Consider the following 26,515-nt stretch of genomic DNA (forward strand, 5'->3'; position numbering starts at 1 on the left):
GCGGCCAGTATTCCGCAACCAGGCCAGGCGCAAAAGAACGCACTTTTTTGTGCGCGGGGCACAAAAAGGTTACCGGGAAGGCATTGATGAAGAAGAACGTGTCGGGCTGTTCGGTCGAGGAAGCCATGCGCGTGATCGGCGGGCGCTGGCGCTTGCTGCTGGTGTCCTACCTGCTCGACGGCAGCAAGCGCTTCAACGAGTTGCGGCGGGACATGCCGGACATTTCCCAGCGCGTGCTGACCCTGGAATTGCGGGCACTGGAGGAGGCCGGGCTGATCGTCCGGACCGTCTACCCCGAGGTGCCGCCGCGCGTGGAGTACCGCCTGAGCGACGATGGCGAACGGCTGCGGCCGGTGGTGGAGGTGGTGAAGACCTTCGGCCTGTGGCTCAAGGCACGACCGGAGCCGCAGGACGCGGAGTGATCCTGCGGCGCGGGCGTCAACCGCGATGAAGCCCGCGCCGAGCCGATCTAGAACCCGCTTTCGCGCAGCGCCACGGCCAGCAGGCGGGTGACGCCTTCGCCCAACCAGCTGCGCCGCGCCCCTTCGATCTGCAGGTGTCCACGGGTTTCGCGCAGGCTCGGCGGCGGCGCGTCGAGTTGCACCAGCACATGGAACAGCGCCGGATTGGGTACCAGCGCCTCGCCCTGGGTATTGACGTTCAGCGGGCCGCCATAGCGCGAAGCGAGCATGGGTTGTTCCAGCTGGCTGATGCGGGTAGTGCCGATCAGCACGACCTGCCCGCTGATGGGCGTCGGCACTCCTTCGGGGTAGAAGCGCACGGGGCCGCCATCGGTGAGGCGCTGTACTTCGTCCTGCTTGACATAGGCGTCCACCAGCCAGTGCTGCGGGTCCACCAGCACGCCGATCGGCTCGCGGGTGTTGATCCACTGGCCGGCCTTCCAGTCCGGGTTGACATCCATCCAGCGGCCGGCGAAGGGCGCTTGCAGGGTCAGGCGGGCCATTTCGTTGCGCGCGGCGCGGGCCTGCTGGTACTCGACGCCCAGGCGCTGGCGGGTGACGGCTTCCTCGCTGAGGCCGGATGGATCGGCGAGCATGCCCGCCAGGCGCCCCTGGTAGCCGCGGATGCCGGCCTCGCTGCCGCGCACCTTGGCGGCGATGTCCGGCTCCTCCATGACCGCCAGCGTCTCGCCCTTGCCGACTTCCCCGCCGGAGCGCAGGTCGCGCAGCAGGGCGGGGAATGGCGCATAGACGTGCAACTGCTGCGCGGCGCGAGCCACGCCCATGGCGTGAACCTGGGTGCGCCACGGCACGGCGAGCAGGAGCAGCACGGCGCCGAGCAGCGCGATGAACACCAGTTTGCGCCGCGGTTTCACTTCCGCGCGGCGCCCCCACCAGACCTTGAGTTCGCGCCACACGGGCTGAACGATGAACCAGCTGATTTCCACGGCGAACAGGAATATCCCAAGCAGCTTGAAGAAGAAGTAGTAGACCGCCACCGCGATGCCGAGGAACAGCAGCAGGCGGTAGACCCAGGTACCGAAGGCGAAGGCCACCAGCGCCCGGCGCTTGCCGATGGGAAAGTGCTCCGGCCAGGGTTCGTCCAGCCCCAGCAGCTTGCGCCGCAGCGTGGTGCGCGCCAGGGCGCCGGCGCGCTCGTGCAGGTTGGGGAAGTCCAGCAGGTCGGAGAAGATGAAGTAGCCGTCGAAGCGCATGAACGGGCTGGCATTGAGTGCCAGGGACAGCGCCCAACTGGTTGTCGCCAGGTACAGCAGGGCGTTGCGCAGCGGGCCGGGATCGGCCAGCGCCCAGCCCAGCGTGGAGAGCCCGGCCAAGCCCAGTTCGGTGATGATCCCGGCGCTGGCGATCGCCAGGCGCTGGCGGTTGCTGCGCAGCTTCCAGCTCTCGCCGGTGTCGGTGTAGAGCATCGGCCACATCACCACGAAGGCGATGCCCATGTGCGCGACCTTCAGCCCCAGCCGCGTCGCCACCAGCGCGTGGCCCAGCTCATGGAGCGTCTTGGCCACCACCAGGGCGGCGGCGAAGCTGAGCAAGCCTTCGAAGGAGAAGGATTCCACCACGTCGTGGGTGAAGGTGTCCCACTGGTGTGCCACCAGCACGATGCCGGCCAGGCTCAGGAGTATCACCAGCATCGCCAGGTAGCGGTTGAACAGCCAGTCCAGGCTGCCGGCGATGGCGCGCAGGAAGCGTTGCGGACGGAGCAGCGGGATGCGGAAGAACAGGTAGTGGTGCAGCCACCAGTTCCAGGTCATCCACTGCGCGCCGTCGCTGCGGGCCTGCAGGCGTGCCAGCGCGTCGGCGCCGGGGCGCAGCAGTTGGTGGTGTTCGAGGAACTGGCGGAAGCCCAGTACCTGTTCGGCGTCGGGTTTTAGCGCAGTCTGCTCGGCGATCTGTTCGCTGATCTGCCGGGGCGTCTGTTCCCAGCGCAGCAGGCATTCGAACTCCAGCCAACCGATGCGGTAGAAGCGGTTGAGCACGCTGTCGTGGATCACCCAGACCGGCTCGCCGTTGGGGCCGGGCGCGGCTTCGTCCAGACGCAGGTCATCGCGCAGCGGCGGGGTGGGCAGGTCTTCGGCGGTGACGTCCATGGTTACCAGCCTGTCCAGGCACGCAACGAGGCCAGCGGGCGGCGCAACAGGTAGTAGCCAAGCACGACGCGCTCGCCGTAGAGCTTGGCGGTGCCATGCAGGCCGAGGCGGGCGTGGGGCGGGGTGTTGTCCACGCTGGCCAGCAGGCGGTAGGAGGCGACGCCCTCGTCGCTGGGCTTGGCCTGGTAGCTGGTGTCGAGGATTTCCCCGTGCAGCGGGTCGAGCGGGTAGGCGGTGAGGAACAGCGCCACTTTCGCGCCCGGTTCCAGGGCGATGGCGTCGGCCACCGGCAGCTGGATGCGCATGCCCGGCGCCTTGGGATCGGCGATCTGCAGGATGCGCTCGCCGGTCACCACCGGTTTGCCCAGCCAGTCGTTCGGGTCGCTGTACACGGCGACGCCGGCGCGCGGGGAGAGCACGCGGGTGCGCGCCAGTTGCACCTGCACCGCGGCGAGCTCGGCGCGGCGCTGGCGGGCGCGACCGTCGAGCACCGAGAGCTCGCCCTTGCTTTGCGGGTTGTCGAAGGCACGCTGGCTGGCAGCCATGAGTTCGGCGTCGGCTACCGCGACTTCCTTGGCCAGCACGTCGGCGCGGCTGCGCAGGGTGGTTTCGTCGAGCTCGAACAGCGGCGTGCCAACCTCCACCGCCTGGTTGGGCCGCACCAGTATTTTCGCGATGACCCCGTCGATGGGCGAACTGATGACCTGGGCGTTGCGCGATACCACTTCGGCCGGCGCCAGGGCGGTCTGCCGCACCGGGATCAGCAGCAGCGCGGCGAGCGCGATCACCCCGACCAGCACCTGGCGTTTGCTCGGACGCCAGAAGCGCAGGCGGGTGCGCGGCCCGAAGGATGCCCAGGCGTGCGCCCAGGTCTGCCAGATGCCTTGCAGCAGCGGTTGCAGGTTGCGCGCCGGCGCTTCGTCGAGGAGGAACAACACCAGGCCCAGGCGCCTGCCGGCACGGTCGTGCAACGGCACGCACCAGACGCCGGCCGGCCACCATTCGCTCCAGCCCTCGGCGATATCCGCGGGCGGTTCGATGGCGTCGCGGGCTATCCAGCTGGGCGTGGCATCGGGCACCTGCGCGGCGATCCAGCGGCTCGCACGTTCCAGCCAGACCAGGTAGGGCGAGTCTTCCGTGGGCTTGGCCAATCCGGAAACGGCCAGCAGCTCGTTGCGCGCGTCATGGCAGGCGAACACCAGGGCCTGGTGGAAGCGCAGCAGCGGGAACAGGTCGTTGGCGATGCTGAATGCCAGGCCATTGAGCGAGTCGGCCGCCAGGGCCTTGTCGCGTACGTTGGCCAGGCTCAGCAGCAGCTGGGGTGGCGGCAGCAGCTCACTCATGGGCATCGGGGAAGCGCGCAACCCCGCTCATGCCGGCGATCAGTTCGGGGTAGCTGGCGTCCAGCTTCGCCTCCAGCTCGACGGTCTGCGCCACCGCATCGACCCGCGCATTGATCGCGCTGATCCTGGCCGGGTAGTGCTTGCCGGTCTCGTGGATATCCACCTGCAGCGGCATGCCCGGTTGCAGGCGTGGCAGCAGGGAGGAGGGTACGTTGAGACGGACTTTCAGTGCGCCATCGCTGACCAGGTCGAACAGCGGCGTACCGGCGGAAACGGTCTGGTAAGGCTTGACGTAGACCTTGGCGATGCGGCCGGCGAAGGGCGCGTCCACCAGGCAGTAGCCCGCCTGGGCGCGGGACAGGGTGAGGGCGCCGTCGGCCTTCTGCACTTCGGTGTTGGCCATGGCCACTTCGAGGTCACCGACCGCGTCGAGCTTGCGCAGGTTCTGCTTGGCCGCCAGGTTCGCGCGGGCCATGTTCAGCTCGGCGGCCGCGACCTTGGCCCGGGCGTTCACCTCCACGCAGTTAAGCTGGGCGAGTGGCGCGTCCTTGGCGACCTTCTCGCCGAGGCTGGCCTTGAGTGCACCGAGGGTGCCGTTCATCTGGGCGGAGAGGGTGGTTTCCAGGTCGGACACCAGCAGCACGCGGATGGCACCCGGATCGTCGCCTTCGCCCGGTGGCGGAAGCGGGGCCGCGGGGTCGGCGGCCCAGGTGGTGGAAACGATCATCAGGCAGAGCGGAAGGAACAGGTACGACGACTTACTGCGCGGGTGCGGCATTGGCACTTCCTTCTGTACTGCTGGCTACGTTGGTACTGGAAAGATTGTTACTGGAGAGACTGCTGCTGGAGAGATTGCTGCTGGAACCATTGCTGGCGAGCAGGTTGGTGCTGGTCTGTTGCTCGAGGGTGCGCTGGATCTCGCGGGCCAGCGTCTTCACGTCGTGGTTCTGGATTTCCTTGGGCATCACCTCGAAGCCTACCGAGTTGTACAGGCGGCCCCACGCGGCTTGGGCGTCGGAATAGGCGGCCTCGCGCTGGTAGCGCGAAAGCAGGAAGCGGCCTTCGGCGCGGATCAGCTCCAGCTCGCTGCCCAGCGCGGCGCCGTGGGCGGATTGCGCGTAGCTGAGCAGGCTCTGGTCGACGCGCAGGCTCTCGTCGGCGAACTCGACTTCCTGGCGGGCCAACTGATAGCGCAGCAGGCCGACCCGGACCTGGGTGAGGATGGCCATGGACAGCGCGGTGCGGCGCATGTCGTCGGTCTTTTCCTGGCTGGCCTCGGCGGCCTTGATGTCCGGGTACTGCAACAGGCGCAGCAGGTTCATCGAGACGTTGATGCCGGTCTGGTTCCAGTCGTTGTTGTAGAGGTACTTGTTGGAGTCGTACTCGTAGCCGTAGTTGAAGCTCACGTTGGGCCACAGCTGGGCCTTGGCGATCTTCAGGTCGTTCATGTCGACGCGTTTCCTGTACCACTCCTCCATGATTTCCGGACGGCGCTCCAGGGACAGGCGTTCGAGCTGCTCGACGTTGTTGGTCACCAGCGGCAGCGGCTGCTCGTTGACGTCGGCGAGCACCATCTTGGTGTTGGGCGGCAGCGACATCAGCGCGGCCAGCTCGGCGCGGGCGAATTCCAGGTCCTGGCGGCGCACGGTGAGCATGTACACCGAGTCCAGCAGGGCGCGCTGGTAGGCGAGGATGTCCTGGCGCGGTAGCAGGCCCTTGCCCTCGGCTTCGCGGGCGGAGGTGAGGGCGCGGTGGGTGCGCAGCAGCAGGCCGTCGACCTCCGGCAGCAGGCGTTGCGCGCCCAGCGCGCGCCAATAGGCGTTGCGCACGTCCTGCAGGACGTTCTGCGCGACTTTCTCGCGGCGCTCCTCGGCCATCAGGATCTGGTCGTTCTTCTGCTGCGTGCGGAAGTAGGCGACGCCGAAGTCCAGCAGGCTCCACGACAGGCCGAGGCTGTACAGCTGCCGGTAGCGCTCTTCCGAGGTCGACGGGCGCAAGCTGACCTGGCGATCCTCGATGCCGATGGAGGTGCCACCGGAGTCATTGTTGCGCCCGGCATAGCCGGCGGAGGCCACCACCCGCGGCAGCATTTCGTGGCTGCTGACGTCGCGCAGGTCGGAGGCCAGCGCGCTTTCCAGCAGCTTAAGGCGGTAGTCGAGGTTGTATTTGAGGGCGCGTGCCGAAGCCTCGTAGAAGGTGATCGGGCCGTTCACCGGCTCCTGTTCCTTGTACATCCGCGCCTGGTCCTCGATCACCCGCTGACGCATCTCGTCCTCGGTGTACGGCTTGGGCTGGAACGCCGAACAGGCTGTCAGGAACAGGCTGGCGGCGACGGCTGCGGTCAGGGTCTTCAGGGCAAATACGGGCATGTTCTGTCCTTGGTCCATCCGTAAAAAGTGCGGCTGTTTCATTGGCTGCCGCCCCGGCGCTGGGCGGCGTCGCGCAGTTGCGCGCGGAAGCCCGGCGCGGTCTGCTGCGCGGTCTTCTCGGCCTTGGCCACCATGTCGCCGGGGAAGGGTGCCCACAGCGAGGGATCGGGTAACAGCCCGTCGGCACTGAGGCTGATGACGCCATGGCGGCCGTCGACCCAGCGCGTGTCCAGGTTGGCGGCGCGGCGGCTTTCGGCCACGGCGCGAGCGACGAACTGACCTTTGACCTGGCCCAGTTGCGCGCCCAGCGACGGGCTTTCGATCTCCGGCGTGGCGAAGATGTCGATGTTGCTGCCGTCAGCACCCCAGGCCGACAGCGACAGTCGATCATCGATGCGCTCGACCACCGGCTGCACGAAGATCGCCGGGTCGACGTCGGGGAGCCGGTCGCGCGGGTAGCCGTCGTCGCCGAAGCGGTCGAAGTGCGGGCCCGGCGGGATGTAGGGCGTGGCGATGTTCAGGGTGATGGTCAGTTGGGCCTGGTCGGTGAGTCCGGCCAGGTCGCTGATGGTGTAGGTGAAGTAGTCCTTGAGGATCTGGCCCAGGCCGGCGGCCGCCAGGACTTCACGGTTGCTCATGTCGATGGTGTAGGTGTAGCTGCCGTCGGCGTTGAGCACGAGGGTGCCGTAGCGGCCGACGATGGGCTGGCCGACGGTGCCCGACGTGCCGCTGCCGGTTTCTTCGCCAGTGCGGATGCCGGTCACGGTGAGGCGGTCGCCGCCGTCGACATCGCTGTCGTTGGGCAGGACATTGCCGGTGGCCTGCGGCGCCGGGGTTTCGTCGCTGGCGACATTGCTGTCGTCGCGCGCCACCGGGTTGTCGTCGGCGCCCTGGATAGTCAACGTCAGGCGCGCGTCGGAGGTGGCGCCGGCGGTATCGCGCATGCGGTAGGTGAAGACCTCGCGCAGGGTTTCGCCGGCGGTGCGCAGGGCTTGCACCGTCGGGTTGGCGTTGTCCACGACGTACTGATAACTGCCGTCGGCGTTGATCGTCAGCTTGCCGTACAGCCCTTGAAGTACCTGGCCGGCGCTGACGGTGTTGCCATTCTCGCTGGTGTAGTGGACGACGGTCTTGGTTTCGCCGTACTGCACGCCATCCACGTCGGTATCGTTGTCCAGCACGTTGCCGCGCGGATCGACGCCGGGGGTGCCATTGTTCACGCCGCCGGCTTCGACGGCGGTGGCGGTATCGTCACTGGCGATGGGCGTGTCGTTGCGTCCATCGATGGTGATGGTGAGCAGGCCGGGGGTGGCGCCGCCCCAGATGTCCGCGCCCAGGTAGGTGAAGGTCTCGGTCAGGGTCTGGCCGCTCTGGCGCAGGGCTTCGACTTCCGGCAGGGAGTTGTCCAGCACGTAGTTCCAGCTGCCGTCCTGGTTGATCGTCAGCGTGCCGTACTGGCCGCGCAGCGACTGGCCGGGCACGCTGGCGTCGGCCGGTAGCGGGCGGTCGCCGGTCCAGAACGAGACGACGTGCATCACGTCCTGCGGGATGGTGGTGATGGTGTCGGGGTCGGTGTCGTTGGCCAGCACGTTGCCCGAGGGATTGCTGCCCGGCACGTTGTTGTGCAGGCCGCCGTCCTCCACGGCGGTGCCGAAGTCCGGCGAGGTGATCGGCGGGTCGTTCTGGCCACGAATCAGGATGACCAGGGTGGCCTGGTCGCTGAGGTTGCCGTCATCGGTGACCTGGTAGGTGAATTCCTCGATGGCGAAGGCCAGCGGACCGAGCGCCCGGATGGTCGCGTTGTTGTTGTCGACGAAATACTGGTAGCTGCCGTCGGCGTTGATCACCAGGGTGCCGAAGGCGCCCAGGATGGTCTGCGGACTGCCCGGCACCACCGCGACGGTGTTCACCTGCGCGCCCTCGGGGCCCTTGGCGATGGTGGTGACGCGCATGTGGTCACCGGCATCGACATCGGTGTCCTTGCCGACACCGTCGAAGATCCCGGTCAGGCCGGTGATCACGTTGCCGGTGGGGTTGCGCCCGCCGCTGCCGTCGAGGTCGGCGACGGCATAGTTGATGTCGTCGTTGGCCACCGGGGCGTCATAACGGCCCTGGATGGTGATGGTAATCCGTGCCAGGGAGCTGGCGCCGTCCGTGTCGTGCATGCGGTAGGTGAAGGTCTCGACCAGGGAGTCGCCGAGCTTCAGTGCCTGCACCGCCGCCAGGTCGTTGTTGACGGCGTAGACGAAGTTGCCATTGGCATCGATGCTCAGGCTGCCATAGGCGCCCGCGACGGCGGTGGACCCCGCCGCCACCTGGGTGAAGCTGCCGCCGGCGTTGAGTACGCCGAAGCCGATGCCATCGACGGTCTTGCTGTCGCCCGCATCGACGTCGGTATCGGCGCCGGCTCCGCTGCCAGGTACGCCAGTGAGGGCGTTGCCGGTGCCGTTCTGGCCGGGCGTGCCGTTATTGGTGCCGCCGGCCTCGATGGCGGTGGTGGTGTCGTCCACCGCGATGGGCGTGTCGTTGCGACCGTGGATGACGACGGTGAAGGTGGCGGTGATGGTCTTGCCGTTGCCATCGCTGACGCTGTACTGGAACACCTCGGTCAGCTGGTTGGCGTCGGTGCGCAGCGCTTGCACGGCGGCATTGGTGTTGTCGACCACGTAGCGGTAGTTGCCCTGGGCGTCGAGCACCAGGCTGCCATAGTTGCCGGCCAGGCTCTGGCCCACGGTGCCGGTGTTGCCGGTGGGGCTGATGATGCCGGTGATGGTCAGGGTGTCGCCGTCAGGATCGGTATAGGACGAGCGGATGCTGCCGCTCGGGTCCACGCCCGGAATATTGTTGTTCAGGCCGCCGGCCTCGATGGCGTCGACCCTGACCGGGTTGACCACCGGCGGGTCGTTCACGCCGGTCACGGTGATCACCAGTTGCGCCTGGTCGGTCAGCCCGCCGACGTCGTGGATGCGGTAGGTGAAGATCACATCCAGGCTCTGCCCGGCGGTGAGTGCGCGGATGGCCGGATCGGCGCTGTTGACGATGAAGCTGTAGGTCCCGTCCTCGTTGAGCGTCAGTTCGCCGAAGCTGCCGCTGATGAGGCTGCCGTTGGCCAGTCTTGCCACGGTGCCGAAGATGTCGGCGGGTGTGCCGGTGGTGACCGGGGTGAGCGCGCCACCAGCGGTTTCCAGACCCGAGCGCACGCCGTCGACCTTGAGCTGGGTGGCGTTGGGCTGGTCGACGCTGTCGACATCGGTGTCGGCACCGACGCCATTGGTGTCCCCGGTGATCACGTTGCCATTGGCGTTGACCGGGCCCGGTGTGCCGTCGCTGGCAGCGGCGGTGGCGGTGTTGTGGTCGTCCACCGCCACCGGCGCGTCATTGGCGCCCTGGATGGTGATGGTCAGGGTGGTGATGGAGCTCAGGCCACCGGCGTCGGTCATCTGGTAGGTGAAGACCTCGGTCAGTGTCTGGCCGGGGGAGAGGGCCTGCACGGCGGCGTTGCTGTTGTCGATCACATAGCGGTAGCTGCCGTCGGCATTGATGGTCAGGCTGCCGAAAGCGGCCTGCAGGCTGGTGGCCTGGCCGCTGGTGACCGGGAAGATGCGACCACCGCCAGGTCCATCGTAGCGTACGAGACTGACGGCCTTGGTTTCGCCCAGCGCCACAGAGTCGACATCGGTGTCGGCGCCGACACCGGTGATTGGGGCGCCGGTGAGCACGTTGCCGGTAGCGTCCTGGCCGCCGCTGCCGTTGTTGGTACCGCCGGCCTCGATGGCGGTGCCGGTGTCGGGATTGGCGATCGGGGTGTCGTTGGCGCCGTGGATGTCCACCGACAGAAGGGCCTGGCTACTCAGCCCGCCGCTATCGACGATGGTGTACTGGAATACGTCGATGATGAAGTTGCCGGCGGTGCGCAGTGCCTGCACCGCGGCATTGTTGTTGTCGACGATGTACTGGAACCCACCGGTGGCGGTGATCAGCAGGGTGCCGTACTTGCCCTGGATGATGTTCAGGCCGCCTGCCGGGATATCCACGCCCGCCGGCGTGACCGAACTGGCGACATGGGTGACCGTGAGGACATCGTTGTTGGTGGCGATATCGACGTCGGTGTCGTTGTCGAGCACGTTGCCGGTGGGGTTCACACCCGGATCGGCATTGAGCAGGCCGCCCGCTTCCACGGCGATGGCGATGTCGTTTTGGGCAATGGGCGCGTCGTTGACCGGGTCGATGACGATGTTCATCACATCGGTGTCGGTCAGCGCGTCGTCGGGGTTTTCACCGGGAATGCCGTCGCCATCCTTATCGCCGAAGTTGCCCTGGTCGTTGGTGACCATGGTCAGGGTCTCGGCGGTATGGAAGGTGTTGAAGTCCTGGTCGCCCTTGTAATAGATCTGGCCGAGCAGCACGTTGATCTGCTGCAGGGTGCCCGTCAGCACCAGGGTGCGTCCGGCACCGGCGGGTGGGGCATCGGTCGGGCCGGGTGTCGTGGCGCTCTGCCAGAGCGTGCCATGCACCACCGTCAGGGTGACGGTCATGATGCCGTTGGCATTGCCCGCGTTCACGTCGACGTCGCTGGTAGCCAGGCCGACGATATGCAGCACCGTGTCCTCGACGCCGTGCTGGTCGGTCACGGTGTTGATCGGCGCCTCGTTGAGGTGCACGTAACCGGTATCGGCGGTGCCGATGGCACCTTCGCCAAGGCCGACATTCACCGAGCCAAGCCCGCCGGCGGCGGTACCGGTATCCGTGTCGATGCGCACGTGGAAGCGGTTGTTGGCCGCCAACTGGTAATCCAGCGGCACGGCGACCAGGTAGTTGCCGGCCGGCAGGATGGCGAACTGGTACTGGCCGCCATTGGCCGTGATCGTGTTGAACACGCGATCGTCAGCGTTGCCGAAGATGCCATCGGCACCGGCCCAGGTGAGTTGTACGGCCACGCCGTCCAGCCCGGTCCCATCGGGGGTCGTGCTGTTGGTGGCGGACTTGGTGTCGTCCCACAGCGTGCCCTGGATCACACCCATCCCCGCACCTTCGCTGAGGATGTAGTTGTTCAACCCGGCGGTGCCGTCCTGACCGGTGCGTTCGCCGTCGGCTCCGCCGGCGGTCAGCGGCTTGGAGCCGCCCCAGCCGTTGGTTTCGAAATCGGTGGGCAGGCTGGTCCAGGTCAGCACGGCGGCGCTGTTGGCGTCGTCGGCGATGACGGTGTTGGGCAGGTCGACCTTGTAGACCACCTGGACGCTGTCATTGACGTTCAGCTGATCGAAGTCGATGACCAGGTGCTGGCCGTTGGCATCGGTGACCACGGTGGCGGTGACGCCCGCCGGCAACGCGCCGGGCAGGTAGGTGACGCCATTGATGACCAGGCTCTGCAACTGGTAGTTGCTGCCGTTGGGGAACTGGTCGCGCAGCTCGACGTTGTAGGCCGGCACGCCACCGTTCTGGGTGAAGCCTACGGAGACGGTTGCGGTCGTGCTGTTCGCGCCGGCAACGATGTCGGTGACATGCTTATCGAGCCCGGTGAAGCTCGGCTCGACCACCTGCTCGAAGATCGTGTCGCTCTTGCCGCGGTCGACCCCGTTGCCGTCGCCGACATGCTCGAAGACGTTCATGCCCAGGCGTGCCCCCGCCTGGTTGCTGGCGACGTTGGTGACCCGCACGTTGAATTCCAGGATCACGCCTTCCAGATCGCCGTCGTTCACTTCGGAGTTGGTCAGGTTGCCGAGGTTGAAGGTGACGGTCTGGCGGCCGCTGACGGGGTCGGTAACGATGCTCAGGCGGCCGCTGTTGATGTTGAAGACGCCGGTGGGGTGGTCGCCGGACAGGTCCGGATGGATCGGCTGCGCCACGTCGCTGGCCTGGTTGCCGATCATGCCGAGGGTGCCGCTGCTGATCAGGTTGGTGGCATCGGTGGTCAGGCCGCCGATTGCGCTGGAACCCAGGGCGATGAGGATGTTGTTGAGGTCGGCGGGGATGAACTCCAGGCCGGCGGCCAACTCGATGCGGATCTGGTAGTTGGGGTTGTCGCCGGTCGGTACCAGTACCGTGACGCGGTAGCGAATGATCTCGCCGACCACTACGGTTTCCTGCAGGCCGGTGGTATCGGTGGCGCCGGAGGAGTTGGTGGCAGGCGGGGTGGCGTCGACGCCACCGATCCGCGAGACCAGGATGCCGTTGGTAATCGGAATGAGCAGGGCGTTGCGCACCCGGTAGTCGTTCAGCGCGCCGGAGTTGAGCAGGCCGTCATCGCCGCTGCGCTCGCCATTGGCCGTGTCGGTGGCACTACTGGTGCCGTCCAGGCTGGTCCAGCGCACCTCGACGTTGTTGGGAATCACCGCCAGGCCGGCGGCGCTGGCGTTCACCACGCCGGTCAGGTGGATAACGATGCTGCCGCCGTTGGCGATGTCGATGTTGGCGCCATTGGCGGTGATCAGTTGGCCGTTCTGGATGACGAAGTCCAGTGTGCCGTTGTTGGTGGCGCCGCCGTTGTAGGTGATGGTGCCGTTGAACGTCATGTTGTCGATCTGCGTTGGCAGCAGATCCTGCAGGCTGATATCGAAGGCAGTGGTGCCGGAATTGTTGGCAATGGTGATGTCGAAGTTGACGACGTCGCCCTGGTCGAAGCCGCCGAATTCCGGGGTGGTGGTGATCTGCTGGGTGACCGTCAGCGTGGGTTCGACGATGGTCACGCTGGGTTGCTGCGCACTGGTTACGGTGCGGTCGATGGCCGTGGCACCGTTGGGCGTGTCGCCATCCGGGTCGCTATAGACCAGTTGCGCGCCATTGTTGAGGGTCACGCCCTGCTGGTTGCCGGGGACGTTGCTGGCGACCAGCACCAGGCGGATGACGAAGGCGTTGTTGCCGGTGTTGTTGTCCGCGGTGGAACCGGCGCTGCTGAACACCAGGCGCATGTCGCCGCCATCGCTGCCGTCGGCGCTGAAGCTGGACACGTTGAGCGTGCCGCCGAAGTCCTGGGCCAGCGCCGTGCTGCCGGCCGTGGTGGTAATGATCAGGTAGCCGAGGTTGCCGTTGAAGCGCGGGTCCAGGCGCAGGCCGGGCGGAATCAGGTCGTCGATGCGCAGGTTGGCGGTGGAGCCCTCGGGGAGGGTGACCACGATGTCGTAGGTCATGCTCTCGCCGATCACCAGATTGCTGCCGGTGGTGTGCGAGGCGCTGGAATCGTCGGGGGTCAGGCTGCCGTTCTGGTAGGTCTTGGTGATGACCGGCGCGGCCACCTGCTGGTTTGCCACTTCCACCAGGTCCACCGGGGTAAAGTCCTGGCCGCCGTTGACGCTGGCATAGTTGGTCAGCGCGGCGCTGGATTGCAGCGTGCGCGCGGCGAGGATGGCGTTGTCCACGGTGACGTCGTAGGTGATCACCACGACGTTGGCGCCGCTGGTGTCGTTGGCCGTGCCGGCGCGGCCGGCCAGCAGCGTGGCCTGGCCGTTGGCGTCGAGGAAGGTGATGGTGTTGCCGCTGACGCTGTAGTCGACGCCGAGCGTCAACGGCGTGCCATCGCCCCGGTAGATCTGCAGGTTGGCGCCGGCCAGGCCGCCGCCGACGAACGCCAGGCCCGGGGGCAGGGTGACGCTGGTGCTGACGTCGTAGGCGCCGCCGCCACCGCTGTTCTTGATCGCGGTGGCCAGGCGCAGGGTGTCGGCGCCGTCGATGCCGCTGACGTTGCCATCCACCGCCGCGATGGCGGTGACGTTGCCGCCGAAGGGCACGCCGCTGGAGCCCGGCGCGGTCCAGCTACCGGTGGTGCCGGTGACCGTGCCGTTGCTGCTGGACACCACGCCGTGCTTGATGTCCAGCACCGGTTCGGCCACCGAGGCGATCTCGGCGACATCCGAGGAAACCAGCACTGTCTTGTCGATGGTGGTGGTCTGGCTGGATTGCGCCAGGACGTCCAGCGAACGCTGGTCGGCGTAGGGCTGGTCGCCAACGACCATGGTGAACTGCACTTGTACGCGGCCGCCATTCAGGCCGCCCGAGGCGAAGTTGCCGAAGTTGAAGATGATCGAGTTGCCCGGCCCGGTGGTGACGCTGTCGGGCACGTCGCTGATGTTGTTGCCGATGCCAAAGGTCCATTGGCCAACACCCGCGCCCTGGCTCCAGTTGATGCCATTGGCGTTCAGCAGCGGCAGGGGCAGGTAGGCGGTGAGGGTGAAGTTCTCGTAGTCGGCGACCAGCAGGTCGTAGGTGATGGTAAAGGTCACCACATCGCCGGGACGCAATTCGCCGTTCCCCGGCGGTGCGCCGCCGTTGACCGTACTCAGCTCGATGTCGACATTGGACGTCTGGATGGTGCTGGTGGTGGTGGAACCGTCGGTCTGTTCTCCGCCGAGGTTGACCGAGTCACGCAACACGGTGGCGGCCACGGTCGCATTGTTGCCGACGCTGTCGCCCTCGTTGAGCTGGTCGTGGGGCGGATGGTCGCTGGTATAGGTGGTGTCGACGACCGCGTCATAGACGATGGTCATGCGCGTCGCGCCTTCCTGCAGGCTGTCGTGCCAGAGGTCACCGAACAAGGCATACAAGCCAGGCCCCTGGACGGCCGCGGCGATGGAGGCGCCGATATCGAAGACCAGCGTGGTGCTGCCGTCGGCGTTGGTCGTGACGGTGTAGATCACCGGGATGACCTGCGTGCCGCCGTGCTGCTGGAGGACGATGGTAGGTGGGTTGCTCGGGTCGAACGTCTGGCCGTCGCTCAACAGGTCGGTGACGGTGAAACGGCCTTGCTGGAAGATGTTCTCGCCAAAGGCGAAGAAGTCCGAGATCGCGATTTCCATGTTGTAGCGCAAGGTGTCGCCCGGGGTCAGGCCGGGTTGGCCGACATCGTTCTGCAGGTTGACTTCCTTGAGCAGGGTGATGGACTTGGCGACGAAGGTGACGCCTGCGCCGTTGCCGGTCTCGGTGAACGGGTAGCCGTTCGGGTCGGTGGGGCGGTCGCGCGGGTCCAGCGGGTTCCAGTTGCCGTTGACGGTGGCGGTGCCGAAGGTGATGGTCACCGGGTTGCCGGTGGACGGATCGATCACGGGCCGGCCATTGGCGTCGATTTCCGGCACATAGAAGCTGACCTGGGTCGTGCTGGGGCCGCTCAGCGTGTCGTAATGGACGGAGTAACTGCTGATGAAGGCGTTGGGGTTGGCCAGGGCGGCAGCGATCTGCGCCGGATCGGTCAGGACGGTGCCGTCATGCAGGGTCACCGAGGTCAGCGTGCCGCCAGCGCCAGGGGTGATCGAGCTGACATGGACCTGGTCGGGAACCGTCTGGGTAACGGTGACGTTGGTCAGCGTCTGGCCGGTGGCGGGGGTGACGGTGACGGTCTCGGTCCGCGTGAAGTTCGGGCCGGTGACCGTCTCGCCCTCGGGCATGTCCACGGTCTGGGTCACGCTGAGCAGCGTCGGGGTGATGACGAACGCATGCAGCGCGTTTTCCACCACGCTCGGGTCTTGCACGGGGTTGTTCAGCGAATCGTTGCCGTACTCGAAGCCGCCGCGGGCATTGATAGTGAGGTTGGGCGCGCCGTCGGAATAGGTGGTGTCGGCCAGGTTGCTCAGGTGCGCGGTGACCTGGATGTCGATGCTCGGCTGACCGTTGATCACGCTGGCGTAGGGTAGTTGCAGTACCACCATCTGGTCGCCCGGCTTCATGCCGACGGTGGCGGCATTGATGACCAGCGGATTTCCATTGGCGTCCTTGGCCAGCGGGTGGGTGGCGTTGCCGTTGGCGTCGAAGGTGATCACCGTGGCATTCACCGCACGGCCAAGGTAGGTCGCACTGACGAAGCTCGCGCCGTCGTTGCCGTCGCGGCCGGTGGCCGGCAGGAAGACATCGATGTAGGGGGCGTAGCCCACTTGCGTGGAGACGTTTCTGAAGCTCACGGTGAAGGTGACATCGTCGCCCAGGCGCACGGCCGAACCACCACTGCCCATGCTGACGGTGGGGCTGGCGTCAGCCAGCAGGCCCCGGAAGTCCACCAGGGTCGTGGCACTGAGGGCGATGGCCTTGTCGACGTCGCCCGAGCGTACTTCGAGGTTCCAGTCGCCACCGGCGCTGGTGGAACCCGTGGCGTTGCTGGAGGCGCCGACATCGGCGCCGGTCCAGCGCGCCAGTTCATTGACCAGTGCCTGCCCGGAACTCCCCGCGCCGACGTCGCAGCCATAGAGCTGGATGTCGGCACCCGCGTTGAGCTCGCTGCGCCAGGCGCTCAGCCGTTCGCCCAACTGGTCGACGGTCTGGCTGGTGAAGGTCTGGTTGCCGAGGGTGAACTGGCCGGTGGCGCCGTGGGAGAAGATCTGTACCGAGTCGACCTTGCCCAGTTGCGCCAGCGCATTGCTGATCGCCGCGATGGCGTCCTGGCCGGCATCGACTACCAGGGCGGTGGTGCCCACCGGCAGGTTGGCAGCCAGCTGGTCGCGGTTTTCCAGGCGGGCATCGATCACCACCAGGTTGCGTGGCGTCGCCTGGGGTGGGGCGGCAGCCTGCGCTCGCGCTTCGACCGCGGTGGCCGGCTTGGCCGTGTCCTTGGCCTCGGCGCTGGCAGTCGTGTCGTGGTGTTGCTGGTCGACGGCGGCAGCGGCTGCGCCGTCGAACAGAATGCGTTGTTCCAGCGCCAGGGCATGGGACATTGGCTGAAAAATCTTAGAGCGGTACTTGGCCTGCATTTTCCCTGATTCCGACTGATTACATCCCCTAGAGAAAAGCAGTCCTACGCATATCTGCTTACGCAATTGACGCTAGTACCAATGTGAATTATCGCAAGTAGAACAGCGACATATGCGACAAATAGCAGCGACATTTACCTGATATTCGTAACGAATTTCCTACATAAAAACGACAGGGTTCTGGGTCCGACGCGGTTTCCAGCCCTGGGCGGTGTATTGCCGGAGGTATGCCGGAAGGCTGCCGCATCGCCGGCATTGGCTACGCTTGAGCAAGCGGCGCGGGGCAGGGTGTCCGGCGCGCGCGGTGTTTCGCGGACAGGGACAGGAAAGGGGGAGAGGATGGGGCTCGTTGCGCGATGGTGGCATTTTGCTCTGCTGGCCGCATTCTGGGCGGCGACCGGGCTGGCGGCGGAAGCGCCGGAAATCGTCTCACAGGCGAGCTCCGAGCCGGCGGAGCTGAAGATCGAGAATCGAAGCATCGTTGTGCTCCGCGGCACCCTGCTGGGCGAGACGCCGGAAGTCCGTGCCCGCCGCGCCAAGGCATCGATCGAGGACGCGCTGCAGAGCGCGGGCGACCTGAAGGTCAATATCGATCCCATCCAGAGCAGCTACATGGTGCTGCTCGGCTATAGCCGCGCCTTCATCCTTTCGCCGCAGGATGTCGATCCGCCCGGCAGCTCCGTGCGCGCCGCCGCCGAGCAGGCGGCCGCGAACCTCCGCCAGGTCGTCGCCGAGAGCGCCGAGGCGCGCAGCGCGCGCTACCTGCTCACCGCCCTGGGCTTCGCCGCGCTGGCCACGGTCGTGTACCTGTTCCTGTTGCGCGTCATCCGCTACGTGCGGAGCAAACTACTCGGCCAGTTGCCGGCGTTGATGAGCCGGCACACCGGCAAGCTGCGCGTCGGACAAACCTCGTTGCTGGGCAGGAACTACCTGTACTACCTGCTTGGCCGGCTGATCTGGCTGGTCTACTGGCTGCTGGCGTTCCTGTTCAGCTACCAGTGGCTGAGCTTCGTTCTCTCGCAGTTTCCCTATACGCGGCCCTGGGGCGAAAGCCTCAACGTCCACCTGGTGAACCTGGTTCGCTACCTGCTCAACGGCATGCTCGATGCGATGCCGGGACTGGTCGTCGCCTTGTGCATCCTGCTGATCGCCCGCGCCATCAGTGGATTCGCCCGGCATGTACTGCAACGCATGGCGCGCCCCGGCAACCTGCGCTGGCTCACCGAGGAAACCCTGCAGCCGACCACCCGCCTGACCTCGCTGGCGATCTGGCTGTTCGCGCTGGTGATGGCCTATCCCTACCTGCCGGGCTCGGGCACCGAGGCGTTCAAGGGGCTCTCCGTGCTGCTGGGCCTGATGATTTCCCTCGGCGCTTCCAGTGTCGTGGGCCAGGCCGCCGCCGGACTGATCCTGACCTATTCGCGCACCCTGCGGGTCGGCGAATTCGTGCGGGTTGGCGATCATGAAGGCACGGTCACCGAGGTCGGCGTGTTCAACACCACCATCCGCACGGGCCTGGGCGAGGTGCTGACGCTGCCCAACTCGATGATCACGGGCTCGGTCACCAAGAACTACTCGCGCACCGTGCAGGGAACCGGCTACGTGGTGGATACCGTCGTCACCATCGGCTACGACACGCCATGGCGCCAGGTCGAGGCGATGCTGGTGGAGGCGGCCCGCCGCACCGAGGGCATCCTCGAGAAGCCCCGGCCGCAGGTATTCCAGACCGCGCTCTCGGACTTCTACCCGGAATATCGCCTGGTCGCCCAGGCGGTGCCCAGCGAACCGCGTCCCCGCGCGGAACTGCTCAGCCTGCTGCACGCCAACATCCAGGACGTGTTCAACGAGTACGGCGTGCAGATCATGTCGCCGCATTATCTGGGCGACCCGGAGCAGCCCAAATGGGTGCCCAGGGAGCAATGGCACGCGGCGCCCGCCAAGCCGGAGGACCGGGACTGAGCTATCGCCGGGCCGCCTGACGGTTGCTCGACCGGGCCGACGATGTCCCGGGCGCGGGTTGCCGCTGCGTCTGGTCATCTGTTGCAGGCAAGCTACAGTTACCCGGCAGGCCGTGGCAGGGCAGTGTGCAGGGAGCGTGTCTCCGGTACGTCTTCGGCAGGAAACGAATCCGACGGATCAAGGAAACAGCCTGTGTCCATTCGTGAACAGATTGCCGGCCTGGAAGCGGCCGTGTCCGCCCAGGTGCTAGGCCAGGAAGAAACCGTCCGGCACATCATGCTGGGTCTTCTCGCCAACGGTCATGTCTTGCTGGAGAGCCTTCCCGGCCTGGCCAAGACGCGCACGGTCAAGGCCCTGTCGACGAACCTCGACGCGCGCATGAGCCGCATCCAGTTCACCCCCGACCTGTTGCCGTCGGACATCACCGGGGCCGAGATCCTCCAGCAGACCGAACAGGGCAACCAGCTCAAGTTCCAGCCTGGGCCGCTGTTCGGCAACGTCATCCTCGCCGACGAGATCAATCGCGCCCCCGCCAAGGTCCAGGCGGCGCTGCTCGAAGCCATGGAGGAGCGGCAGATCACTGTGGCCGGGCAGACACACCGGATGCCGGGACTGTTCATGGTGCTGGCGACCCAGAACCCCATCGAGCAGGAAGGCACCTACCCGCTGCCCGAGGCGCAGATGGACCGCTTTCTCATGAAGCTGTTGATCGACTACCCCAAGGTCGAGGATGAATCCCGCGTGCTGCAACTGGTCCGCTCCGAAGAGCGCAACCTGCAATCCGGCGCAGCGGTGGAGGCGCCGGAACCACTGGCACAGGAGGCGATCTTCGCCGCGCGCCGGGAAGTGGGCGAGGTGCATGTATCCGAGGCCATCGACCGCTACCTGATCGACCTGATCAACGCCAGCCGCCACCCGCAGGCGTACGACCCGGACCTGACGCGCTGGCTCAAGGTTGGCGCCAGCCCGCGCGGCGGAATCAGTCTGGACCGCGTGTCCCGCGCCCATGCATGGATGGCGGGCAACGACTACGTGACGCCGGACGACGTCCGCGCGGTGTTGCATCCGGTTCTGCGCCACCGCCTGCTGCTGTCCTACGACGCGGTGGCCGACGGCGTGGGGACGGACCAGGTGATCGACCGGCTGCTCGACAAGGTCGCCATTCCCGCCTGAGGCGCGAACCGAGGAGAAGGCTCATGCAAGCGCCACCGCCGGTTGCCGACGGTTTCGTCTACGCCTCGCTGGATCGGTTGATGCTGCTGGAACACCGCGTGCGCGGCCTGAGCTTCCTGTCCCGCCAGCCGCTCTCCAGTGTGCTGTCCGGCAGCCATGCCGCACGACTGCGCGGCCGCGGCCTGAGCTTCGACGAGTTGCGCCAGTACAACCCTGGCGATGACCTGCGCCACCTCGACTGGCGCGCGTCGCTGCGCTACGGCAAACCGTTCGTGCGCAGCTATACGGAGGAGCGCGATCGACCGACGCTGCTGCTGGTGGACCAGCGCATGAGCATGTACTTCGGCTCGAAACGCAGCTTCAAGTCGGTGATCGCCGCCGAACTCGCCGCGCTTGGCGCCTGGATGGCCTTGCAGGCGGGCGACCGCGTCGGCGGCATCGTCTTTGGTGACAGGCACCTCGAATACATCCGTCCGTTGCGCAGCCGTGCGCGGGTGGAAGCGCTGTGCGCCGCCGTCGTCCGGCAGAACCACGCGCTGCATGCGACAGCCACCGAAGAGGACTCGCCGGGGCAGCTCGACCGCGCGCTGCGGGAGTGTCTGGGCGTCGCTGGGCACGACAGCCTGGTGGTGATCATCAGCGACTTCGCCGGGGTGACGCCGCAGACGCTGCAGCTGTTGCGCCAGTTGAGCGCGCATAACGACGTGCTGGCCTCGCTGGTATTCGATCCCATCGCGGTGAAGCTGCCCGACCGTGGTCGGGTCACCGTCAGCCAGGGCGAGCTGCAGGTGGAGCTGGAAGTCGGACGGAAACAGGTGCACCGGCCTTTGGGCGAGTTCCTCTCGGGGCGCCTGCAGGAGGTGGCGCTGCTGCTGCGCCGCAGCCAGGTGCCATTGATGATGTTCAGCAGCGGACGGGACAGCCTGGAGCAACTGCGCGGCGAGTTGGGCCGGCTGGCGGTGGCGCCGCGATGAGCGTGCCGGGCATCGACCAGCTCAAGGAGCTGCAACCACCGCCGCCGCTGGTGAGCTACTGGCCGCAGACCTGGGGCTGGCTGGTACTGGCCGTGTTGCTGGTGGTGGCGCTCTGTGCCTGGGCGTTCTGGCGGTACCGGCGCTGGCGGCGCGATCGCTATCGGCGCGAAGCCCTGGCGCAGCTGGACGAGCTGAGCCGGTCGCTGGATGACCCTCGCCAGCGCCTGCCCGCCCTGCGCCAGTTGCCTGCGCTGATGAAACGGGTGGCCTTGTCGATGCAGGCGGGCGAGGGCGCGGCACCGCTCGCTGGCGATGACTGGCAGGCCTACCTGCAACGCCACAGCGCTGCAGCCTTGCCGGCGGGGCTCGGTCGCCACCTCGCACTGCTGGCCTATGCGCCGGATGAACGCATCGAGAAACTGGAGCAGAGCGAGGCGCGCGCATGGCTGGCCGCTTGCCGGAAGTGGGTCGAGGTGCACCGTGTGGCAGCTTGATTACCCCTGGGTGCTGGGCCTGCTGCCACTGCCATGGCTGGCCTGGCGCTACCTGCCGGCCTATCGCGAGTCGCGCAGCGCGTTGCGCGTGCCGTTCTTTGCCGCCATGAGCCGGGCGGTCGGCCAGGTTCCCGGAGACGGCAATGCCGCGGGCGGCCGCTGGCAAGTGGCGCTGAACCTGGTGGTCTGGTTGCTGTTGCTGGTCGCCTGCGCGCGACCGGTACTGGTCGAGAAGCCCATCGAGCTCCAGCAGCCGGTGCGCGACCTGATGCTCGCCATCGACATCTCCCAGTCCATGGAAACCCGCGACTACAACGCGCCGGGTGGCGGCCGGGTCGACCGCCTGAGCGCAGTGAAGGGCGTGGTCCGCGACTTCATCGCCCAGCGCAAGGATGATCGCATCGGCCTGATCGTCTTCGGCACCGGCGCCTTCGCGCAGTCACCGCCAACCCGTGATCACGCCAGCCTGCTGACCCTGCTCGACGAGGTGGGCATCGGCATGGCCGGGCCGAACACCGCCCTGGGCGACGCCATCGGCCTGACCATCAAGTTGCTCAAGGACACGCCCGAGCAGGAGAAGGTCTTGATCCTGCTCACCGACGGCAACGACACCGGCAGCGCCATCACTCCCCAGCACGCCGCCGCCATGGCCCACGACCGGGGCATCGTCGTGCACACCATCGGCATCGGCGATCCGCAGGCCAGCGGCGAAGCCAAGGTGGATCTCGAAACCCTCCAGGGCATCGCCCGGACCACCGGCGGCCGCTACTTCACGGCGGGCGACAGCGGCGCATTGCAGGCGGTCTACGCAACCCTGGACAGGATCACTCCGCACAAGGTGAAGACACTCAGCCATCAACCCAAGAAGGATCTGTTCTGGCTGCCGCTGGGTGCGGCGCTGCTGGCCTTGCTGCTTGCCCATGGCCTGGCGGCCCTGGCCGGGCGCTTCGCCGTGCCCGCCGAGCGGCGCGAGCCGGGGGAGGCGAAGGGCTGATGGATATCGACCTGTCCGCCTTCCACTTCCTGCGGCCGCTATGGCTTCTGCTGGTGCCGCCAGCCGTGCTGCTGGCCTGGCTCTGGGGGCGACGGCACGACCTGGCGCGGCGGCTGGACGGGATCATCGCGCCGCACCTGCTGGAGCACCTGGTGGTCACGCCCCAGGACGGCCAGCGTGTCCGCCCCGTGCATCTGCTCTGCGCGTCGTTGGTGGTCGGCGGCGTAGCCGCGGCCGGGCCGACCTGGCAGCAGGACCGTCCGGATTTCCTGGAGAACCGTGCGCCGCTGATCCTCGCCCTGGACCTGTCGCCCTCGATGGCCGCCGACGATGTCCCGCCGTCGCGCCTGGAAGCGGCCAAGCACAAGGTCCACGACCTGATAGCGCGGCGCGCGGGCAGTCCCGTTGCGCTGGTCGCCTATGCCGGCAGCGCCCACCTGGTGCTGCCGGCGACCCAGGACCCGGCGCTGCTGGACAGCTTCCTGCAGGCGTTGACGCCGGGCCTGATCCAGCGCGAGGGCAAGGATGCGCTGGGCGCCATCGGCGTCGCCAGGCGCCTGCTGGCGGCCGAGCATTCGCCTGGCACCCTGGTACTGCTGACCGATGGCGCCGATGCGGGGCAGTTCGAGGGCATCGACAAGGCGCTGTCGGGTAGCGATCTGCAGGTGCTGGTCCTGGCGGTGGGGAGCCAGGACGGTGGTTTGTTGCGCGGCGGCCAGCGCGACGCCGAGGGTCGGCCGCTGCTGGCCGGCTTCGATGCGCAGGCGATCCGCAGGCTCGCCGATGCCGCCGATGCGCCGTTGGGCAGCCTGACGCTGAACGACGATGACCTGGACTGGATCGAGCTGCATGCACAGCAGCACTTCCAGACCGCCCAGGAGGACGAGCAGCAACTGAACTGGAAGGATGCCGGCTACTGGCTGTGCTGGCCGCTGCTGGCCCTGGTGCTGGTGAGCATCCGCAAGGGCTGGAAAGTCCATTGGCTGGGTGCCTGGTTACTGGCGGTCGGCATGGGTTGGCCGGGACAGCCCGCCCATGCCGGGACCCTCGCCGATGCCTTCTTCACGCCGGACCAGCAGGGACGCTGGGCCTACGAGCACGGCCACTATCCCCAGGCCGCGGCGCATTTCCACGATCCATTCTGGAAGGGCCTGGCCGCTTACCAGGCGGCGGAGTACGACGTCGCACTGGCCAGCTTTGCCCGCCTGGATACCGCACCCGCGTACTTCTACCTGGGCAATGCGTATGTGAGGCTGACGAAGTTCGAACAGGCCATCGATGCCTACCGGCAGGCCCTCACGCGCCAGCCGGACTTCCCGGAGGCGAAGGCGAACCTGGTCCTGGCCGAGGCCTTGAAGAAAGACCGCGAGGCGCAGCAGGAGGCAGGGCCGCCGGCGGAAAAGCCGGACCAGGAGGTCTTCGACAACACCGCCGACCAGGGCAAGACGGTCAAGCTGGCCGCCGGCAAGGCCGCTTCCGACGAGCAATGGCTGGACAACCTGAGCACCTCGCCGACCCAGTTCCTCAGGCGCAAGTTCCTGCTCCAGGACGCCGCACCAAAGGAGGCGCCATGAAACGGCTGGCCCTGATTCTGCTGCTGGTGCCGCTCCTGGCCATCGCCGCCGAGCCCGAGGTGAAGGTCCGCAGCCGGCTGCTCCCGGCGGACTCCGTGCTGGTGGGCGGTACCCTGACGTTGCAGATCGACCTGCTGGTGGATACCTGGTTCAGCCAGCCGCCGGAATTGCCCAGGCTGACGCTGGACGGCGCGGTGGTTTTCGCACCCAGCGGCGAGGCCAGCCATCTAAACGAGAAGATCGATGGCAAGGCGTTCTTCGGCCTGCGCTTCGCTTACCAGATAACCCCGCAACGGGCGCAGGACTTCGCGATACCGGCGCTGGACATCCGCTTGCAGCCGGGGCAAGCCAGTGGGCCGCTGATCGTGCAGAGTCCGCCCCTGCGTTTTGTCGCCCGACCGCCGGCAGGCGCCACCGCCGATGACCAACGCCTGGTGGCCACCTCGGTCACCTTCACCCAGGCATTGCAGGCATCGCACGAACCTTTGCGCGTGGGCGACAGCGTCACCCGCCGCCTGCATGTACAGGCGGACGGCGCGCAAGCGATGCTGATTCCTCCGCCTGCCTTCGCCGACGTGGACGGGCTCAAGCGCTACGTGCAATCGCCCACGGTGAAACCGGTCAGCGATGGCCGGGGCGGCGTGACGGGCGGCATGCGGGACGACGCCGTGACCTACGTCGTTACCCGCGAGGGCGACTTCCAGTTGCCAGCCATCGAGTTGTCGTGGTGGGAAGCCGGCACGGGCGCGGCGCACAAGGCAACGCTGCCCGCGCTGGAGGTCAGTGCCAGCGGCGTCGCGACGTATCAGGCGCCATTTTCCATCAGCGAGGATTTGCGCGAACTGGGCCGCCGGGCACAGGTTCGCGTCGCCGGCCACTGGCTGCTGCTTGGCGCGGCGCTGCTGGTCCTGGCGGGCGTCGCCGTTGCGGTTCGCCTGTGGGGGGCTCCCGTGCGCATGGCATTGGCGCGTTGGCGCGAGCGGCGCCGCAGCGCCTGGCTGGCATCGCCCGAATACGCCTGGCGCCAGGTCGGCCCGCAGCTCCGTGGCCGGCCGGCGCAGCTGGGTGCCCTGTATCTGTGGCTTCGCCGGTCGACCGGCCATCGTGAAATGCGTACAGGTCTGGAACAAACATCCGTCGACCTGCAGGAACCTTTGCTAGTTTTTCTCAGGACTCGCTACGGGCGTGGGCAAGCCGGAAAGGACAGTGCGCCCGCAGAGCTCGTCGCGGCACTGCCGGCGTTGCGGCGGAATCTGCGCGGCGCCCGGCGAAGCTCCACCGATGGGCACAGCCTCAGGCCATTGAATCCGTGAACCAGGGACGTCACATGCATCCACACCTTGCTCGATCGCTCACACGCTGGACCTTGGCCTTGCTCGTCAGCCTGCCGCTGCTGGCCCAGGCGGCGGAGGTCCTGCCGTCCTGGAACGACGGGGCGTCGCGGCAAGCGATCATCAGCTTCGTCGAGGCGGTGACCGAGCAGGGCGGCAAGGATTTCGTGCCGCCCGCCGAGCGCATTGCCGTGTTCGACAACGACGGCACCCTGTGGAGCGAGCAGCCGATGTACTTCCAGGTCCTGTTCGCCCTGGACGAGGTCAAGCGACAGGCGCCGCAGCACCCGGAGTGGAAGGAGCGGCAACCCTTCAAGGCCGTGCTCGAAGGCGACCGCAAGACCCTGGCGGCCAGCGGGCTCAAGGGGCTGATGGAAATCATCATCGCCACTCACACCAACATGAGCAGCGAAACCTTCCACGACAACGCCCAGCGCTGGCTCGCGACGGCCACGCACCCGCGCAGCCACAGGCCCTACACCGAGATGGTGTTCCAGCCGATGCTGGAGTTGCTCGCCTACCTGCGCGACAACGGCTTCAAGACCTACATCGTGTCCGGTGGCGAAGTCGCCTTCATGCGCGTGTTCGCCGAGGAGGTCTACGGCATCCCGCCGGAGCAGGTGATCGGCACCACCTTCGGCAGCCGCTTCGAGGACAACGGCGGCAAGCTGTCGATCCAGCGCCTGCCCACGTTGGCCCACAACGATGATGGTCCCGGCAAGCCGGAGAGCATCGACCAGTACATCGGCCGCCGGCCCATCCTCGCCTTCGGCAACTCCGACGGCGACCTGCAGATGCTGCAATGGACCATGGCCGGCAACGGCAAGCGCTTCGCCGGACTGGTGCACCACACCGACGCCGAGCGCGAATGGGCCTATGACCGCCAGAGCGACGTCGGCAGGCTGGACAAGGCCCTCGATGCCGCCAAGGCCCAGGGGTGGGTGCTGGTGGACATGGCCAGGGAATGGAAGCGGATCTATCCGTTCGATCAGGCAGGCAAGAGCAACTGAACACCGCAGGAGCACAGGGGATTTCCAGCCGTGCAGTCGGCATCTCCAGTGAACGTAG

The 26,515-nt window shown here is 67.0% G+C and carries 14 protein-coding genes; 9 read left to right on the top strand and 5 right to left on the bottom strand.

The window, feature by feature from the left end; genetic code table 11:
* Positions 1-86 precede the first annotated feature (86 nt).
* Entirely contained in the window at positions 87-422 is a 336-nt protein-coding gene (locus JVX91_RS18955) for a helix-turn-helix domain-containing protein (RefSeq protein WP_205335713.1), read from the top strand.
* A gap of 47 nt (positions 423-469) precedes the next feature.
* Here JVX91_RS18955 and JVX91_RS18960 read toward each other — a convergent pair whose 3' ends face one another.
* The 5 genes from JVX91_RS18960 to JVX91_RS18980 are packed head-to-tail and all read right to left on the bottom strand — an operon-like array spanning position 470 to position 16,912.
* Entirely contained in the window at positions 470-2,569 is a 2,100-nt protein-coding gene (locus tag JVX91_RS18960) for an HlyD family efflux transporter periplasmic adaptor subunit (RefSeq protein ID WP_205335714.1), read from the bottom strand.
* 2 nt (positions 2,570-2,571) lie between these two features.
* Positions 2,572-3,918 (bottom strand): HlyD family efflux transporter periplasmic adaptor subunit, encoded by a 1,347-nt coding sequence (locus JVX91_RS18965; RefSeq protein WP_205340045.1) that lies wholly within the window; start codon positions 3,916-3,918, stop codon positions 2,572-2,574.
* Positions 3,905-4,690 (bottom strand): efflux RND transporter periplasmic adaptor subunit, encoded by a 786-nt coding sequence (locus JVX91_RS18970; RefSeq protein ID WP_205335715.1) that lies wholly within the window; start codon positions 4,688-4,690, stop codon positions 3,905-3,907. Before JVX91_RS18970 ends, JVX91_RS18965 begins: the two co-directional genes overlap by 14 nt.
* Positions 4,671-6,281 carry a TolC family protein gene (locus tag JVX91_RS18975; RefSeq protein ID WP_205335716.1) on the bottom strand — a complete coding sequence of 537 codons (1,611 nt, stop codon included), beginning with the start codon at positions 6,279-6,281 and terminating at the stop codon, positions 4,671-4,673. The genes JVX91_RS18970 and JVX91_RS18975 overlap by 20 nt, the downstream gene beginning before the upstream one ends.
* 38 nt (positions 6,282-6,319) lie before the next feature.
* Entirely contained in the window at positions 6,320-16,912 is a 10,593-nt protein-coding gene (locus JVX91_RS18980) for a VCBS domain-containing protein (protein WP_240201620.1), read from the bottom strand.
* A gap of 375 nt (positions 16,913-17,287) precedes the next feature.
* On the opposite strand from JVX91_RS18980, the gene JVX91_RS18985 reads away from it, so the two are divergent.
* The 8 genes from JVX91_RS18985 (at position 17,288) to JVX91_RS19020 (ending at position 26,457) form a co-directional block, all read left to right on the top strand.
* Complete coding sequence (locus tag JVX91_RS18985) at positions 17,288-18,907, top strand: mechanosensitive ion channel family protein (RefSeq protein ID WP_205335718.1); 1,620 nt, start codon at positions 17,288-17,290, stop codon at positions 18,905-18,907.
* Positions 18,908-19,099: 192 nt separating this feature from the next.
* Positions 19,100-20,080 (top strand): MoxR family ATPase, encoded by a 981-nt coding sequence (locus tag JVX91_RS18990; RefSeq protein ID WP_240201621.1) that lies wholly within the window; start codon positions 19,100-19,102, stop codon positions 20,078-20,080.
* 23 nt (positions 20,081-20,103) lie between these two features.
* Positions 20,104-21,054 carry a DUF58 domain-containing protein gene (locus JVX91_RS18995; RefSeq protein ID WP_205335720.1) on the top strand — a complete coding sequence of 317 codons (951 nt, stop codon included), beginning with the start codon at positions 20,104-20,106 and terminating at the stop codon, positions 21,052-21,054.
* Positions 21,051-21,548 (top strand): DUF4381 domain-containing protein, encoded by a 498-nt coding sequence (locus tag JVX91_RS19000; RefSeq protein WP_205335721.1) that lies wholly within the window; start codon positions 21,051-21,053, stop codon positions 21,546-21,548. The genes JVX91_RS18995 and JVX91_RS19000 overlap by 4 nt, the downstream gene beginning before the upstream one ends.
* On the top strand, positions 21,535-22,542 hold the full coding sequence (locus JVX91_RS19005; protein ID WP_205335722.1) for a VWA domain-containing protein: 1,008 nt from the start codon (positions 21,535-21,537) through the stop codon (positions 22,540-22,542). The genes JVX91_RS19000 and JVX91_RS19005 overlap by 14 nt, the downstream gene beginning before the upstream one ends.
* On the top strand, positions 22,542-24,116 hold the full coding sequence (locus JVX91_RS19010) for a VWA domain-containing protein (protein ID WP_205335723.1): 1,575 nt from the start codon (positions 22,542-22,544) through the stop codon (positions 24,114-24,116). The genes JVX91_RS19005 and JVX91_RS19010 overlap by 1 nt, the downstream gene beginning before the upstream one ends.
* Positions 24,113-25,429: a BatD family protein gene (locus JVX91_RS19015; RefSeq protein ID WP_205335724.1), complete on the top strand. Its 1,317-nt coding sequence runs from the start codon at positions 24,113-24,115 to the stop codon at positions 25,427-25,429. The genes JVX91_RS19010 and JVX91_RS19015 overlap by 4 nt, the downstream gene beginning before the upstream one ends.
* Positions 25,430-25,443: 14 nt before the next feature.
* Entirely contained in the window at positions 25,444-26,457 is a 1,014-nt protein-coding gene (locus JVX91_RS19020) for an HAD family hydrolase (protein ID WP_205335725.1), read from the top strand.
* Positions 26,458-26,515 lie beyond the last annotated feature (58 nt).

The sequence above is a fragment of the Pseudomonas sp. PDNC002 genome, assembly GCF_016919445.1.
In the GTDB taxonomy this organism is placed as follows: Bacteria; Pseudomonadota; Gammaproteobacteria; order Pseudomonadales; family Pseudomonadaceae; genus Pseudomonas.

What these genes read in the sequence shown, in the direction of transcription:
- JVX91_RS18955 (WP_205335713.1), top strand. Translation starts at nt 87, where the DNA reads ATGAAGAAGAACGTGTCGGGCTGTTCGGTCGAGGAAGCCATGCGCGTG.
- JVX91_RS18960 (WP_205335714.1), bottom strand. Translation starts at nt 2,569, where the DNA reads ATGGACGTCACCGCCGAAGACCTGCCCACCCCGCCGCTGCGCGATGAC.
- JVX91_RS18965 (WP_205340045.1), bottom strand. Translation starts at nt 3,918, where the DNA reads ATGCCCATGAGTGAGCTGCTGCCGCCACCCCAGCTGCTGCTGAGCCTG.
- JVX91_RS18970 (WP_205335715.1), bottom strand. Translation starts at nt 4,690, where the DNA reads ATGCCGCACCCGCGCAGTAAGTCGTCGTACCTGTTCCTTCCGCTCTGC.
- JVX91_RS18975 (WP_205335716.1), bottom strand. Translation starts at nt 6,281, where the DNA reads ATGCCCGTATTTGCCCTGAAGACCCTGACCGCAGCCGTCGCCGCCAGC.
- JVX91_RS18980 (WP_240201620.1), bottom strand. Translation starts at nt 16,912, where the DNA reads ATGTCCCATGCCCTGGCGCTGGAACAACGCATTCTGTTCGACGGCGCA.
- JVX91_RS18985 (WP_205335718.1), top strand. Translation starts at nt 17,288, where the DNA reads ATGGGGCTCGTTGCGCGATGGTGGCATTTTGCTCTGCTGGCCGCATTC.
- JVX91_RS18995 (WP_205335720.1), top strand. Translation starts at nt 20,104, where the DNA reads ATGCAAGCGCCACCGCCGGTTGCCGACGGTTTCGTCTACGCCTCGCTG.
- JVX91_RS19000 (WP_205335721.1), top strand. Translation starts at nt 21,051, where the DNA reads ATGAGCGTGCCGGGCATCGACCAGCTCAAGGAGCTGCAACCACCGCCG.
- JVX91_RS19010 (WP_205335723.1), top strand. Translation starts at nt 22,542, where the DNA reads ATGGATATCGACCTGTCCGCCTTCCACTTCCTGCGGCCGCTATGGCTT.
- JVX91_RS19015 (WP_205335724.1), top strand. Translation starts at nt 24,113, where the DNA reads ATGAAACGGCTGGCCCTGATTCTGCTGCTGGTGCCGCTCCTGGCCATC.
- JVX91_RS19020 (WP_205335725.1), top strand. Translation starts at nt 25,444, where the DNA reads ATGCATCCACACCTTGCTCGATCGCTCACACGCTGGACCTTGGCCTTG.